Annotated in this window: 13 protein-coding genes, 1 other RNA gene and 1 riboswitch; of the genes, 7 read left to right on the top strand and 7 right to left on the bottom strand. The window is 48.2% G+C overall.

Annotation, left to right across the window (positions count from 1 at the left end; all coding sequences use genetic code 11):
• The first annotated feature begins 38 nt into the window (after window positions 1-38).
• On the top strand, window positions 39-860 hold the full coding sequence (locus tag IEV98_RS14445) for an enoyl-ACP reductase FabI (RefSeq protein ID WP_188506692.1): 822 nt from the start codon (window positions 39-41) through the stop codon (window positions 858-860).
• A 48-nt stretch (window positions 861-908) separates the two neighbouring features.
• Here IEV98_RS14445 and IEV98_RS14440 read toward each other — a convergent pair whose 3' ends face one another.
• The 4 genes from IEV98_RS14440 to IEV98_RS14425 form a co-directional block, all read right to left on the bottom strand.
• Entirely contained in the window at window positions 909-1,328 is a 420-nt protein-coding gene (locus tag IEV98_RS14440) for a hypothetical protein (RefSeq protein WP_188506691.1), read from the bottom strand.
• Between the two features lie 159 nt (window positions 1,329-1,487).
• Window positions 1,488-1,943: a hypothetical protein gene (locus IEV98_RS14435; protein ID WP_188506690.1), complete on the bottom strand. Its 456-nt coding sequence runs from the start codon at window positions 1,941-1,943 to the stop codon at window positions 1,488-1,490.
• A 12-nt stretch (window positions 1,944-1,955) separates the two neighbouring features.
• Entirely contained in the window at window positions 1,956-2,486 is a 531-nt protein-coding gene (locus IEV98_RS14430; RefSeq protein ID WP_188506689.1) for a hypothetical protein, read from the bottom strand.
• A gap of 88 nt (window positions 2,487-2,574) precedes the next feature.
• On the bottom strand, window positions 2,575-3,972 hold the full coding sequence (locus IEV98_RS14425; protein ID WP_188506688.1) for a type III PLP-dependent enzyme domain-containing protein: 1,398 nt from the start codon (window positions 3,970-3,972) through the stop codon (window positions 2,575-2,577).
• Between the two features lie 120 nt (window positions 3,973-4,092).
• On the opposite strand from IEV98_RS14425, the gene argS reads away from it, so the two are divergent.
• The 6 genes from argS (at window position 4,093) to IEV98_RS14395 (ending at window position 11,454) form a co-directional block, all read left to right on the top strand.
• A complete protein-coding gene (gene argS, locus IEV98_RS14420) occupies window positions 4,093-5,877 on the top strand; it encodes an arginine--tRNA ligase (protein WP_188506687.1) in 1,785 nt (594 codons plus the stop codon).
• Window positions 5,878-5,891: 14 nt separating this feature from the next.
• Window positions 5,892-6,959 carry an oxidoreductase gene (locus tag IEV98_RS14415; protein WP_188506686.1) on the top strand — a complete coding sequence of 356 codons (1,068 nt, stop codon included), beginning with the start codon at window positions 5,892-5,894 and terminating at the stop codon, window positions 6,957-6,959.
• Entirely contained in the window at window positions 6,956-8,167 is a 1,212-nt protein-coding gene (locus tag IEV98_RS14410; protein WP_262892485.1) for a BaiN/RdsA family NAD(P)/FAD-dependent oxidoreductase, read from the top strand. Before IEV98_RS14415 ends, IEV98_RS14410 begins: the two co-directional genes overlap by 4 nt.
• 88 nt (window positions 8,168-8,255) lie before the next feature.
• Window positions 8,256-9,527, top strand: coding sequence for a sugar MFS transporter (locus IEV98_RS14405; protein WP_307726858.1), 1,272 nt, complete (start codon window positions 8,256-8,258; stop codon window positions 9,525-9,527).
• A gap of 31 nt (window positions 9,528-9,558) precedes the next feature.
• An RNA gene (gene rnpB, locus IEV98_RS14400) (RNase P RNA component class A) lies at window positions 9,559-9,951 on the top strand.
• An 81-nt stretch (window positions 9,952-10,032) separates the two neighbouring features.
• Window positions 10,033-11,454 (top strand): sigma-54-dependent transcriptional regulator, encoded by a 1,422-nt coding sequence (locus IEV98_RS14395; RefSeq protein ID WP_188506685.1) that lies wholly within the window; start codon window positions 10,033-10,035, stop codon window positions 11,452-11,454.
• Between the two features lie 313 nt (window positions 11,455-11,767).
• On the opposite strand, the gene IEV98_RS14390 is transcribed toward IEV98_RS14395, so the two are convergent.
• Genes IEV98_RS14390 through IEV98_RS14380 form a run of 3 tightly spaced genes read right to left on the bottom strand, consistent with a single transcriptional unit; the run spans window position 11,768 to window position 15,389 of the window.
• Entirely contained in the window at window positions 11,768-12,949 is a 1,182-nt protein-coding gene (locus IEV98_RS14390) for a homoserine dehydrogenase (protein ID WP_188506684.1), read from the bottom strand.
• 37 nt (window positions 12,950-12,986) lie between these two features.
• On the bottom strand, window positions 12,987-14,048 hold the full coding sequence (locus tag IEV98_RS14385) for a homoserine O-acetyltransferase family protein (protein ID WP_188506683.1): 1,062 nt from the start codon (window positions 14,046-14,048) through the stop codon (window positions 12,987-12,989).
• 36 nt (window positions 14,049-14,084) lie between these two features.
• Window positions 14,085-15,389, bottom strand: coding sequence for an O-acetylhomoserine aminocarboxypropyltransferase/cysteine synthase family protein (locus IEV98_RS14380; protein ID WP_188506682.1), 1,305 nt, complete (start codon window positions 15,387-15,389; stop codon window positions 14,085-14,087).
• A 266-nt stretch (window positions 15,390-15,655) separates the two neighbouring features.
• Window positions 15,656-15,770, bottom strand: a riboswitch (SAM riboswitch).
• Window positions 15,771-15,817 lie beyond the last annotated feature (47 nt).

Raw genomic sequence — 15,817 nt, 5'->3', positions numbered from 1 at the left:
TTACCCGCGTTAACATTAATTGACTAAAAAAGCGAACTATGTCTCATAACCTACTGAAAGGAAAGAAAGGAATTATTTTTGGTGCGCTGGATGACAAATCCATTGCTTGGAAAACCGCTCAGCGTTGTGTGCAGGAAGGAGCCGAAATCGTGCTCACGAATGCACCTGTGGCTTTGCGTATGGGTACCATCAAGCAACTGGCGGCGGAGTGCAACAATGCGCCTGTTATCCCCGCGGATGTGACCAGCAGCGAAGATATCGACGCCTTATTTGACCAGACACTGGAGCACTTCGGCGGAGGTGTCGACTTTATCCTGCATTCGGTTGGTATGAGCATCAATGTGCGTAAGGGGATCCATTACACCGAGAATAATTACGACTTCATGCACAAAGCATTTGATATCTCGGCAATCAGTTTACACCGGGTGCTGGCCACAGCCATGAAGAAAAATGCAATCAACGATTGGGGTTCAGTGGTGGCGCTCACGTACATCGCGGCACAGCGGGTGTTCCCCGATTATAACGATATGGCTGATGCCAAGGCATTACTGGAGAGCATCACACGCAATTTCGGCTACCAGTACGGGGTGAAGAAGCATGTGCGGGTAAATACGATCAGCCAGTCGCCTACGCAAACTACAGCGGGATCGGGAGTAAAAGGCTTCGGCGATTTCATTTCGTATGCCGACAAGATGTCGCCATTGGGCAATGCTACAGCCGATCAATGTGCGGACTATACGGTAACGTTGTTTTCTGATCTGACGAAGATGGTCACCATGCAAAACCTTTTCCACGACGGCGGTTTCTCCTTTACGGGTGTGAGCCAAGCGGTGCTTGAATGGACAGGCGAAGGGAAATAACGGATTCAGTCTGTTGGTAAAAGAAAAAGCGGCTCAAGGCCGCTTTTTTTATGGAATGAAATCCGAGTCTGATAATGTAACCTTGACGGTAATTGTTCTATCTGGGATAGGAACTTCAAAATCGGGGTCAAATATGGGATCTTCCGCATAGATGGTTACGAAGCCCGTAGTATAATTCACAGAATAGGAAGTTCCAGCTATTGTGGCTGGCAGAATGTTATAAGATACTTCACTATCCACACTTATCGAGACACTAACTATTCCTTGGTCCACATAGTAGTCGGTTAGCTCCGGTAAATTTATGTCGTAATATATCTGATTACTGACGCCATCATCCCAATCCCACTGATTGGGTTGAATGGTATATACGAAAGTTTGATTAGGAACGATGTCGTAATATTCTTTCGTACAAGACGATAAGCCGAAAACTACTAGGAATCCGACGACTAGGGTAAGGTGCTTTCTCATATGGTTTTGCTTTGAGTGAATAATCCTATTTTCTATTCCAATCTATTGATAAGACAATTTTTTTTGAAGAAAGTTTAACACAATAATTGCACCAAGAATATTTGCAGGGTACATTCAAGTTACCGTATGTCGGATGCTATTTCGACCCGCTGTAGCGAGTCAAGGCATAGATACCTCATCCGGCCCGATGATTTCCTCGTGAAGCTGTTTTTTCCGAATCGGCATTACCATGAAATAGACGCACGCCAATACCCAACTACCCCAAACAAGATAGCCGCCCGCATGGAAGTTCGTTTTCAATACCCGATGGGAGGTGGTGGTGAAATCCAAGTAGGTGAAATAAGCTCCGATCAACCCGAAAAGCAGAAACAGCAGAAGAATGGCGAATGACAATCGACGGCTTAATAGTTTCCGGATCAGCCAAAGCACAAACAGCAACGCCAGCTGGACGGTAAACAAGAGGATGGCGGTTTTCCACCAAATTTTGAAAATACCGTAGTCACGATACATAACGGTAATACCCACCTTGCCGATAAATGACATTTGCGACATCAATACACCGGATATCGTGGAGAGTAATGCCTGCACGGCAACGAGTGTACCCAAACCTTTCATTGCTGCACGCACTTATTTGGTGACTTCCCAGCCCAGCTCGCCATTGAAACGGAGCGAGTAGGTTTTTTTGGTAAACGAAGCGTTGTTGTCTGCGCCCTTTTTGGCAAAATCGGCAAAGTCTGTTTCCTTCTTTGTGAGCGTAACGGTAGCTTTTGCCCGGTTTTTACCGGTTTGTTCAATATGCGCACCGCCGGCATCGTCCAACGTGTATTCAAAGGTCTTCACGGTCGCCTTCTTGTCTGTCTTTTCCAGCACAAAAGGAATGGATTTATCCGTCAGCTTGATGAGGTATACAAACGTGCTGTCCTTGGAGAGGAATCGTTTCCGTTCCTTGAGGAGTTCCAGTGTCACATAGCCACCTTTTTCCAGGTTTTCGTAAGAAGCCAGTGCCTCGGCATCGGATTTCTGGGCGAATTTTACTTCTCCGTATTCGATGTCGGCTGTTTCATACACCGGGTTGGACTCAAGGTAGTGGGCCACTTCAGCCAACGCAATGCGTTCACTGATGGATTTTTCACTGCCACAGGCGAGCAGCGCTGCCATAGAGCAGCAAATTATTGATAGGCGTACATATGCTTCCATAAACTTCTTTTGTTTATCAAAGATACGGTTTGCAAAAGTTATTCCAAGATCATGCTTGTTGGTAGCCAAGTAACCGGAGTACCTGCTTGCTGTTCTGTTCCTCGCCGAATACTTCAAAGTTAAAAGTCTCGTCGCGGTTACGCCGCACCAATACATGCTTGGGGGAGGGAAGCAAACAATGGTGGATACCCCCGTAGCCACTTAATACCTCCTGATATGCGCCGGTATGGAAAAAGCCCAGGTACTGTAGCTTCCGGGTCTTCGGCATAAATACGCTATTGATATGCGATTCCTGACTGTAATAATCCTGACCATCGCAGGTAATGCCCCCTAGATTTACCCGCTCGTACTCGGAATCCCAGTTGTTGATAGGCAGTAGCACGTATTTTTGGTTGAGTGCCCATACGTCGGGTAGATTGGTGATGAACGACCCATCGAGCATCAACCATTTTTCCCGGTCGTTCTGCTGTTTGCGACCAATAACCTTGTACAGGATGCCCGACGCCTCGGCCACGGTGTATTTGCCGAACTCGGTGATGATGTCGGGTTCCATCACTTCATTCACCGCACAGATCTGTTTAATGCGGTTCACGATCTCATTGACCATGTATTCGTAGTCGAAATCGTGCACAAGAGAGTCCTTGAATGGCATACCGCCACCGATATCCAGCGTGTCGAGGTCTGGATTGATTTTCTTGAATTTGCAGTAAAGCGTAACATATTTTTCCAACTCATTCCAATAATACGGCGTGTCGGAAATGCCCGAATTGATGAAAAAATGCAGTAACTTGACTTTGAAATTCGGATTGGGAGCAACCTTATTGTTGTAGAAGTCGAGGATATCCTCCAAACGGATACCCAATCTCGAGGTGTAAAACGGCGAATCGGGCTGCTCCTCCGCAGCGATGCGGATGCCTAGGTTGCAGGGCTCCTCCAGTTCCACTTCGTCATCGTAGATGTTGAACTCTTCCTTATTGTCCAATACCGGAATGATATTTCTATAACCGTCATGCAGCATATCAATGATATACTGCTTATACTGGTAGGTTTTGAAACCGTTGCAGATCACCGTGATGCTTTTGTTTACGATGCCTTTCTTTTCCAGGGCGTCGATCATCGGCATGTCAAATGCCGACGAGGTTTCCAGGTGGATATCATTCTTCAGCGCTTCCTCAACAACATGCCTGAAATGGGAGCTTTTCGTACAATAGCAATATTTATATGATCCCCTGTAATTGTGCTTTAGGATAGCGGTCTGGAACAATATCTTGGCTTGCTGGATTTTCTTGCTGATGATGGGCAGGTAGGTGAATCGTAAGGGCGTTCCATACGTCTCGATCATTTCCATCAGATTGAGGTCGTGGAAATATAATTCATCATCTATGATTTCAAATCCATCTTGTGGGAACCCTACGCTTAGGTCAAGAAATTCCTGATAGCTCTGCATTTTTTCATATTTTTGGCAAAGATATGTTTTCGGTACGAATCGAGCGCTATTAAAATATATATCTATTGTCAATTTTCGATTTAGTTATCGATGCTAAGGAATTAATGCTTAAATACTTACATGACCAACACGATCCAACAACAACTCATTCACTATACCCAGCAGGCAGTCAAGGAATTATATCAATCAGACCTGCCTGATAATCAGGTCACCATACAGGAAACAAGAAAAGAATTCGAGGGACAGCTAACTATCGTCGTATTTCCCATCACACGGTTTTCAAAGAAACCACCGGAAGTTACGGGGACCGAGATCGGCACTTATTTGCGCGGACGGATGCCGGAGCTGGTCGCTTTTAATACGATTAAGGGTTTTCTTAATCTCAGCCTGTCCGATGGCTATTGGGCTAATTTGTTTAATAGCCAGATCATGCAAGGTGATTTTGGTGTATTTCCGCCAAACGGACGGAAGTTGATGGTTGAATACTCTTCTCCCAATACCAATAAACCGCTCCATCTTGGTCATATCCGCAACAACCTTTTGGGTTACTCGGTGGCCTCCATCCTTAAAGCGTATGGTTATGCCGTTATCAAGGCGAATTTGGTAAATGACCGAGGTATCCACATCTGTAAGTCGATGCTGGCGTGGCAACGGTGGGGTAACGGGGAAACCCCGGAAAGCAGCGGACTGAAGGGCGACCACCTGGTGGGTAAATACTATGTGCTTTTTGACAAGGCCTACAAGCGCGAAATCGATGAGTTGAAAGCAAACGGGTATAGCGAGGAAGACGCCAAAAGGCAAGCGCCAATTATCCGGGAAGCCCAGCAGATGCTCCAGCAGTGGGAGGCCGGCGATGCAGTGGTGATCGCGCTTTGGAAGACGATGAATAGCTGGGTGTATGCAGGTTTTGAACGCACATACGGGCGCTTGGGCGTAGATTTTGATAAATATTACTACGAATCGGACACCTACTTGCTGGGCAAGGATATTATCCAGGAGGGCTTGGATAAGGGTGTGTTTTTCAGGAAAGAGGACAATTCCGTATGGATAGATCTGACGGCGGATGGCCTGGATGAGAAGTTGGTACTGCGGGGCGATGGAACATCGGTCTACATCACGCAGGATTTGGGTACCGCGCAGTTAAAATACGATGATTTCGGGATGGACGAATCGATTTATGTGGTAGGCAACGAGCAAGACTACCACTTCAAGGTACTCTTCCTCATCCTGAAAAAGCTGGGTAAACCGTGGGCTTCGGGGCTGTTCCACCTGTCGTACGGCATGGTAGACCTACCGTCTGGAAAAATGAAATCACGTGAGGGCACTGTGGTGGATGCGGATGACCTGATGGATGAGATGGTGGCTACGGCCAAAATACGCACCGAGGAATTGGGGAAGACCGAAGGATTATCTGTGTCTGAGAAGAACCACCTCTACCAGCTCATCGGTATGGGTGCACTGAAATACTTTCTGCTTAAAGTGGAACCAAAAAAGCGTTTACTTTTCGATCCCAATGAATCCATCGATTTTCAGGGCCATACGGGTCCATTTATCCAGTATACCCACGCGCGCATTAAATCGGTGCTGGCCAAAGGAAATTATTCATTGGATCTGCTCGCTGTGGTTCCGGATACCTTGTCGGCCAGTGAGCGCGACCTCATCCAGTTGTTGGGTAATTATCCAGCCGTCATTGAGGCGGCAGCCAAAGAGTTCAGTCCGGCGCAATTGGCCAACTATTGTTATGAGGCTGCTAAGCAATACAACAAATTCTATCATGAAGAAACCATACTCAAAGCAGAAAAGGATGCGGTGCGGAATTTCAGGCTGCATCTCTCCGCAGCTACGGCGCGGACTATCGCTGCCGGTATGGAATTGTTGGGTATCAAAGTCCCCGAGCGGATGTAAAACGTATTAAATTTATGGAAAAGACAATCAATGTTGGGCTCATCGGCTTTGGTGCCGCGGGCCAGGTGTTCCACGCGCCGATCATCCTATCGGTAGATGGGCTGCGGTTGCATAAGGTGAGCGCGCGGAAGCCCGAACAACAGCAGCTGCTGCGCGAGCGGTACCCGGATGCGATCGGGGTGGGCAGCGCAGAGGAAATCATCAATGCCGACGATATCGACCTGGTGGTGGTGGCGACCTCAAACGATATGCACTATCCGTTTGCGAAGGCGGCCCTGCTGGCGGGCAAGCATGTAGTCGTCGAAAAGCCGTTTACCAATACCTGTAGCGAAGCGGATGAATTGATCGAACTGGCAGCTTCGCAGGGCCGTCTACTGAGCGTACACCACAATTCGCGCTGGCACAGCGATTTCATGACGGTGAAAAAGATCAACCAAAGCGGCCGACTGGGCAGGGTAGTTGCCTTTGAAGCACGGTTCGACCGGTTTCGCAACACGCTCCGCGAAAATGCCTGGCGCGAGGCCGACCTGCCCGGGTCGGGTATCCTGTTTGACTTGGGGGCGCATCTGATTGATCAGGCCGTGCAGCTTTTCGGGCTGCCTACGGCCGTCAATGCCGACCTGCGCAAGCAGCGCCCCGGTGCTCAGGCGGTGGATGACTTTGAATTGATATTGCATTACCCTCGGCACCTTAAGGTATCGCTGAAAGGCGCGATGCTCGTGAAAGAGCCGACCCCACGCTATGCGCTGTACGGCATGGAAGGTGCGTTTGTGAAGCCTGGCCTAGACCCGCAAGAAGCGATGCTGAAAGCCGGTGCCATACCCAGGGATTACCCGGATTGGGGCGAGGAGGCTGAGGAAATACGTGGCAAGCTGAATGTATTGGAAAACGGTAGCGACCACATCGAATATGTGGTGAGCGAGCGGGGTGATTACCCTGCTTTTTACCGGAATATCCGGGATGCTATAGGGGGTAAAGCGGAATTGATTGTGAAGCCGGAGGAGGCTCGCAATGTGATTTACATCATCGAGATGGCAGAAAAGAGCTGGGATGAAGGGCGTACTGTGGAGTTGTCGTTTTGACGTACGAAACCCATAATCCGTACGATGCGGTCATCATTGGCGGCGGGGCTTGTGGCCTGATGTGTGCCGTGCAGGCGGGCATACGTGGCAAGCGTACGTTGGTTTTGGAGCGGAATGACCGCCCCGGTGCCAAGATATTGATTTCCGGCGGCGGCCGCTGCAATTACACCAATCTTCACACCACTATTGAAAACTTCGTAGCCGCCGAACCGGCGTTTGCCCATTCGGCTTTTTCGCGGTGGACAGTTGACGATACCATTCGTTTTTTTGAGCAACACGGAATTGTGGGGCAGGAGAAAACGTTAGGGCAATTGTTTCCGGTGAGTAACAGCGCGAAAGATATCGTTCAGGTATTTGTAACCCTGATGAAACGATATGGGCAGGAATTGAAGGTAAATAGTCAGGCGCTATCCGTTGACCGACTAACGGCCGGCCGCTTCGAGGTGTCCTATGAAACCAAGGGGGTGACGCACCGCGTCACGACCAATGCCCTGGTGATGGCCAGCGGAGGGCTGCCCGTGGAGAAATTGGGTGCCAGTGATTTTGCCTTGCGCGTTGCCCGCCAGTTCGGCTTAAGTGTGGAACCTACGGCACCAGCGTTGGTGCCGCTGACCATTACGGGCAAAGATGCGGACTGGTTCGCTGCGCTATCGGGCAATAGCGTGTTATGCCGGGTGTCCAACGAGCGTGCTTCCTTTGAAGAAAACATACTCTTTACGCATTGGGGATTAAGTGGTCCGGCAATACTACAAATATCCTCCTATTGGCGGCCTGGTGAGCTGATTGTGCTTGACCTGCTTCCGAACCACTCGATCGAGCAGTTGATAAACACAGAAAGGCGGGCAGGGGGTAAGCGCCTTGTGGGCCAATTACTTGGTGATTTTTATTCTCGTCGGCTGGTGGAATCCATGCGTAAATTCCTGCCCATCGATACAAAAATTGCTTCGCTGAGTAAGGCTGATGCGAAACGGATTACAGCTGTCATCCACCAGTTTGCCGTGAAGCCGGCGGGGGATAAGGGTTATGACAAGGCGGAGGTAATGCGGGGTGGCGTAGCTACCCATCACCTGTTACCGCAAACATTGGCAGCCCGGGATGTGCCGGGGCTGTACTTCGGCGGTGAATGTGTGGATATGACGGGATGGCTAGGCGGTTATAATTTCCAGTGGGCATGGGCCAGTGGCTATGTGATCGCTCAAGCGGTTTGATTTGATTTTTTTTGGTTAGCTAAAACGGTTTATTATATTTGCGCGGCGTCATATATGGTGGCGTTTATCCTAATTGTTATAACCTTAAATGATGGAAAATACAATAACACAAGCTGTAGATCAAGGACCTGCCAACAACCGATCAGCAAAACTCACTCAGCGAAAATACTGGCTAGTATTTGGCTTTGTCACCTCGCTGTTTATGTTGTGGGGGATTGCAATCACCATGGGCGATGTGCTTAATAAGCACTTCCAGAACGTGCTTGGGGTGACCAAGGCCGAGTCTGGCCTTGTGCAGTTTTCGATTTTCGGTGCATATGCAGTAATGGGGATCCCCGCGGGGCTTTTCATGAAGCGATTTGGTTATAAAAGTGGCGTATTGCTGGGTCTTTCGCTTTATGCAATCGGCGCATTTCTGTTTGTACCTGCTGCCAATGCGGAATCGTTTGCCTTTTTCCGGCTCGCCTTATTCGTGCTGGCTTGTGGCTTGGCTACGCTGGAAACCGTGGCCCATCCCTTTATCGCGGCATTGGGTGTGCAGGCATCGAGTGATAGGCGAATCAATTTTGCCCAGTCGTTCAACGGCCTAGGCACCATCATCGGCCCATTGTTGGGGAGTTACTTTATCCTTAGCGGTAATATCGGCGAAACGGGAAGCTTAACATCTGTCAAGATGCTATATATCGTGATTGGCATAACCATATCGCTTGTTGCAGTTATTTTCAGCTTCTTGCGTGTGCCGTCACTTGAAGGGGTCGATACGCACGAGGAACAGCAAATCGCAACGAAAACGTTGCCGAGAAAGCGGCTTTTCCAGCATCGCCACTTTATCTGGGCATTCGTAGCCCAATTTTTCAATGCAGCCGCGCAGGGTGGTACCTGGGCATTCTTTATCAATTATGGGCATGAAAAGATGGGGCTTACCGATGAAATTGCCGGTTACTATTTTGCTGTCAGTATGGTGATGATGACTGTGGGGCGTTTTGCCGGTACGTTTTTGATGAAGTATATTGCACCCAATAAATTGCTGGCCATATTCGCGGCATGCAATATCGTCATGTGTCTGATCATTGGCCAAGGCCTGGGATGGTCATCATTCATCGCTTTATTGATGCTCAACTTCTTCTTTAGCATTATGTTTCCTACAATTTTCAGTTTAGGTCTCAAAGATTTAGGTCCATATACACAGCAAGCATCCTCATTCATTGTAATGGGTGTAGTCGGCGCGGCTATCTTCCCGTTCTTTATGGGTAAAGTAGCTGATCATGATATCAGCATGGCGTATTACTTGCCGATCGTCTGCTATGTAGTCATCTTTCTGTTTGGAGCAAAGTTTTATAAAACTGCGCCCCGCTTCTAACTTCCTAACATATTGTGTACCTTTGGCGCCGAAGCAAGCCTGTTCTATCGCTCTCCTGCCTTGGCGGGGGGGAGGAAAGTCCGGACAACGCAGAGCACCTCGCTTCCTAACGGGAAGGATCTTGATGGAATCGGGATACGGAAAGTGCCACAGAAAATAAACCGCTTCGACTTGTCGGAGTAAGGGTGAAAACGTGGGGTAAGAGCCCACGGCTTTGCATGGCAACATGCATCGCGGTAAACCCCGGGGGTTGAAAGGTCAAATAGGTTGCGGATATCAGGGAGCTGCTCGCTTCCATTCCGCCGATTGCGGAAACCGCAACGGGTAGACCGCTGGAGCCTGGCAGCGATGACAGGCCAAGATAAATGATAGAAATCCCGATTTATCGGGGGCACAGAATCCGGCTTATAGGGTTTGCTTCGTTTTTTGCGTTTTAAATGATAGGCGTTGATAGGACGATACATGGTGTCTGTTATTTCAAGTCCGCTATTTCAAATCTAATTAAATGACCAAAGTTCTAATCATAGACGACGAACGGGCCATCCGGAGTACGCTGCGGGAAATCCTCGAATACGAAGATTATAAAGTCATCGATACCGACAATGGTATCGATGGATTGGCTATCATTAAGAAGGAAGATGTCGATCTTGTTCTTTGCGATATCAAGATGAGCAAGATGGATGGTATGGAAGTGCTTACCGAGGCTCTGGCCATCAAGCCAGATCTGCCCTTTATCATGATATCGGGCCATGGGACGATAGAGACGGCTGTAGAAGCCAGTAAAAAAGGTGCCTATGATTTTATCTCCAAGCCACCTGATCTCAATCGATTGCTGATCACGGTACGTAATGCGTTGGAGCGCGGTACGCTGGTTACTGAAACCAAAGTGCTTAAGCGGAAGGTAAGCAAGACACGGGACATATTGGGCGATTCGGAAGCTATCCAACGCATTAAAGATACCATTGAACGGGTAGCACCTACCGATGCTAGGGTATTGGTGACCGGCGCTAACGGTAGTGGAAAGGAATTGGTTGCCCGGTGGTTGCATGAAAAGTCGCCACGGGCGGGGGCACCACTTGTCGAGGTGAATTGTGCTGCAATTCCATCCGAATTGATTGAAAGCGAGCTTTTTGGTCACGAAAAGGGCTCCTTCACCTCTGCCGTGAAGCAACGTATCGGAAAATTCGAGCAGGCGCATAATGGCACATTGTTCCTTGATGAAATTGGCGATATGAGCCTTTCTGCACAAGCCAAAGTGCTCCGTGCACTGCAGGAAAGCAAAATCACCCGGGTTGGTGGCGAAAAAGAGATTACCGTGAATGTACGGGTGATTGCTGCGACCAATAAAGATCTACTTAAGGAAATCGATGCGGGTAATTTCCGAATGGACCTGTACCATCGGTTGAGTGTGATCATCATCCATGTCCCGCCACTGACAGAACGGAAAGCTGATATTCCGGTATTGGCAAGGCACTTTTGCGATGAGGTGTGCGGTGAGTACAATATGCCGGTCAAGAAAATTACCGATGAGGCCATGGATGCGTTGAAGGCATTGCCCTGGACGGGCAATATCCGGGAGCTCCGTAATATGGTAGAACGGCTGATCATTCTGAGCGATAAGGCCGTTACGGATAAAGACGTGCGAGCTTTTGCCAATCCAAGCGCTTTTCTTGTTGCGGCCAGTGAAGAAATCCCCCCGGTCGAAACGATAGCAACATCCGATTCGGCATTGACGGGAGGAAATGTTGCTAACTACGATGAGTTTTTATCTTTTCAGGATTTCAAGGATCATACGGAAAAAGAATACATTAAATACAAGCTAGAAAAGAATGGGTGGAACGTTTCCAAGACTGCGGATGAAATAGATATTCAACGCAGTCACCTGTACAGCAAAATCGAGAAGTTTGGATTGAAAAGAGAATCGTAGCCCGCGGTTTAAACCGCGGGTGAATAATGCCAATCGTCACTCATTGAATTTCCGGTGTTGTTTCCGGATAAGGACTAAGACAATAACAATCAATATAATCGCGCCTAAAGCGATATAACCGTAAGTCCGCCAACCGTTCTCCGAGACTGTGTCATGCTGCTGGACGACGGCCGGGGAGCTGAGAAATGTAAAGAGTAACGCAGCTATGCCGGGCATAATTTTGTCAATATTTGTTTTGAACAATATATAAAAATAAATGAACAATTGAGCGTTATGTTTTCATTATTTTTTTATTCCTAACAAATAGGCCTTATTAGCCGATTTCGGCAATAAATACGCCATTACGGTTTATCGCATCCCTGTTTTCAAAGATCTTGGCTAAGCTGATTTTGCCGATTACATATTTAAAGTCCTGGGCATAATAACGTTCGCTGATTGACGTAAATTCCAGTTTTTCAATTATTTTTTCATCGTCATAGCGGAGGTAAACCGTGATTTCCCAATCAGTGCTGTACCCGAGCGACCCGGCGTCGATGTGTTTTTTGTATTCATACCGATAACCATAGCGCAACGCAGCAATATCCGACAATACGGCCGATCCGGTAGGATGCCCGCCCGCACCCTTGCCATAGAAGAATTGTTCATCGGCGAAGGCCGCTTTAACCAGCACCCCATTGTATTCGTTTTCGACGTTATACAGGATGTTTTCAGCAGAAACCAACTTTGGTAGGACATATAGGATGACATCTTTGTCATTTATTTCCCTAGCTGTGGGTACCAACTTGATTTTGAGGTTTTTCTCGTTGGCGAATTGGATGTCGGACGTGCTCAATTTGTCGATGCCGATATTCAGGATATTTTCTGGAGCGATGTATAGCCCATAGGCATGCGACGCTACGATCGCCAATTTGAACTTTGCATCAAATCCCCCTACATCAAGCGTGGGGTCTGTTTCCGCAAATCCAAGGTCCTGTGCCTGCCTCAATGCCGTATCGTATGCAAGGTTATCGTTGAATATCTTGGAGAGGATATAGTTGGATGAGCCATTGAAAATGCCCGATATGGAGTGTAGCAATTCATTGTCGTAATACTCTTCGAGATTCCTGATGATGGGGATGCTCCCGCAAACCGCGCCTTCGTAAAGCAGGCTGGTGCCATGCTGGTGTTGAATGTCTACCAATTCTTTTAAGTGGGTAGCTATCATCTTTTTATTCGCGGATACCACATTCTTGCCGGCTTTAAGAGCCGCTGCAACAATGTCGAAGGCGGCCGCGGCATCGTCTATCAGTTCGACTACCGTATTGATTTCGGGGTCGTTTAGCACCGCCTTAGCATCTGTGGTAAACAATTCGGCCGGCAAACTCCGCTTTTTTTCGGGGTGTTTGATGACAAACTTTTTAATGGCCAGGTTGAGATTTTTGGTCTTGATGATGTCGTACAGTCCTTGCCCCACTACGCCGAATCCGAAAATTCCCAGGGTAAGTTTGTTGTTCATGTTTGCTGTCAATGTTCTATGGATAAATGTGTCTTAATTAACCCACTTGTTGATAAATAGGTTCGTGTCGGTGTTTTTTGTCCGTATTGAAGAAATGGGAGATTTCTTCGGTTATCCGTTTGGTTTCGATGAGGAATCCATCATGTCCGTATAAGGAGCTTATCTCAGTGTACTTCGCATCCGTGATGTGGTTAGCTAGGAATTTCTGTTCTTCCACGGGAAACAGCAGGTCTGTGCTGATACCGATGACCAACGTCTTTGCCTTAACGCCACGCAGTGCGTCCGGAACACTTTGGTAGCCACGCCCCACATTATGGCCATCCATCGCTTTGCTGAGAAACCAATAGCTGTACGCATTGAAACGTTTGACCAGCTTCTCACCTTGGTAATTCTGGTAAGACGATGCTCGGAAGTCATCTTGCTTTTCATTTGACATTTCCTGCTGGGTAGTTCCATAGGCGTGGTATCCGCGGTAGGAAAGCAGCGCAATGCTACGAGCTGCTTTCAGTCCTTTTGCCCCGCCATTCGGTATGTTGGAATAAAAAGTGCGGTCGGTACTGATGGCCAACCGCTGGCTTTCGTTGAATGCAATACCCCAGGGCGAGTGCACCGCGTTTGTAGCCACCAAGATTAGGTTGTCCATGCGGTCCGGATCGGCAATCGCCCACTCTAAGGCCTGTTGGCCGCCCAACGATCCCCCAATTGTTACCGCTATTTTGCGGATGCCAAGATGGTCTGCCAGCAGTTTATGGGCGGCGACCAGATCCCGGACCGAAAACTGCGGAAACGAGAGGTAATAGGGTTGGCCGGTTGCGGAATCGATGCTTAATGGGTTTGTGCTTCCGTATGGTGAGCCGATGACGTTTGCACAAACGATGAAATAGTCATTCGGATTGAACAGATCGTTCTCGCCAAATAATCCGGGCCACCATTCAAAGACATCGGAATTGGCCGTAAGGGCATGGCATACCCATACGACGTTGTCCTTCCTTGCATTCAATGTGCCATAGCTATGATAGGCAATCTCGAGATTCTTGATGCGTTTTCCGCTTTCGAGCCTGAATGTTCTTGGATAGTTGAATGTTGTTGACGTGCTCATCGTTTGTACATTGAATAGTTCGCAGCGATGCGACTCCTATTTCACTTGGTCAAATGCTTGTTGGAGGTCGCCCTTGATGTCATCGATATGTTCGATACCAACAGATAGCCTCAATTCGCCGGGGTAAACACCGGCTTCCCGTTGCTCTTGTGTCGACAGCTGTTGGTGGGTCGTGGCAGCAGGGTGGATAATCAGTGTTTTGGTATCTCCGACATTTGCCAAGTGACTGATTAGTTTCAGGCTGTCAATAAATGCATTTGCTTTTTCGGCTCCGCCTTTTATCGTAAAGGACAATACTGCGCCGAATCCATTTTTGAGGTATTTCTGTGCATTGGTGTGATTGGGATCACTCTTCAATCCAGGGTATTTTACTTTTTCGACCTGGGGATGCTGTTCCAACCACTTAGCAACCTCCAAGGTGTTATCTACGTGGCGCTGCACACGTAATGAAAGGGTTTCCAACCCCTGGAGTATAAGGAATGAGTTGAATGGAGATAGTGCCGGGCCAAAATCGCGAAGCCCTTCCACCCGCGCCCTGATAGCAAATTGAATATTTCCGAAGGGACCACCTACACCAAATACATCGCTGAACACAAGCCCATGATAACCTTCTGAAGGTTCGCTAAACTGTTTGAATTTGCCGTTCCCCCAGTTGTAGTTGCCGCCATCCACGATGATTCCGGCAATGCTATTGCCGTGCCCGCCAATCCATTTAGTGGCCGCTGCAACCACAACATGAGCACCATGTTCCAGGGGCTTGAACAGGTAGCCGCCCGCACCAAATGTATTGTCGACAATCAAGGGCAAGTCGTACTTTTTGGCAACGGCCGCAATCCGGTCAAAATCTGGGATGCTGTAGCTCGGGTTTCCTATCGTCTCTACGTAGATGGCTTTCGTCTTCTCATCGATGGCGGCTTCTATATTTTCAGGCGAATCGTTTTTTGCAAAACGGGCTTCAATGCCGAGACGTTTGAACGAGACTTTAAATTGATTGTATGTGCCGCCGTATAAACTGGAAGCGGTCACAAAGTTTTCACCGCTTTCCAAGATATTGGTAAGTGCGATGAACTGTGCGGATTGACCGGAAGCTACTGCAAGACCTGCTACACCGCCTTCGAGGGCCGCCATCCTTTTTTCGAGCACGTCGGTGGTCGGATTCATGATGCGCGTATAGATGTTTCCAAATTCCTTGAGCGCAAAGAGGTTTGCACCATGTTCGGCATTGTTGAAAACGTAGGATGTGGTTTGATAGATTGGCACTGCGCGTGCGCCTGTAGTAGGATCCACTACTTGCCCGGCGTGTACTTGCAAGGTTTCAAATTTTAGATTTTCGTTAGCCATGATTGAATTGTTTGTTATTTGTTTATGATAGATTAATCGTACGTATTAAACGGAGATGTGGCGATATGGTATAGCTACCGTATGGAACAGCAGGTTGCACCGGGACAGCACGTTTTCGGGATTAACAGCAATAACATAGATGCGTCATCCCGCAACGCATTCGCTCGTATTGAGTGGCGGCGATAGTAGCGATGGTACGGCCACGGGGGAACCTTCGGGTAGCCAAATAATGATTGTTGTTTGCTGAATAAGTAGTCATAGTCTTATTTTTATATGCTCCCAACGAATATCAATTGGGACAGGAATTGGCACCTTTTCCCCCTTTTGCGGATGGTTGCCAGTGGGTCATTGAGCCAGTCTCTCGCCACTTCTTTATAAACCAAGACCTGTGTGATGAGGAATTGATTTGTGTGTGTATATCCACACAA

Origin of the sequence: Parapedobacter pyrenivorans (genome assembly GCF_014636865.1) — a bacterium.
Taxonomy (GTDB): Bacteria; Bacteroidota; Bacteroidia; order Sphingobacteriales; family Sphingobacteriaceae; genus Parapedobacter; species Parapedobacter pyrenivorans.
This window is presented reverse-complemented; position numbering and strand designations above follow the sequence as displayed.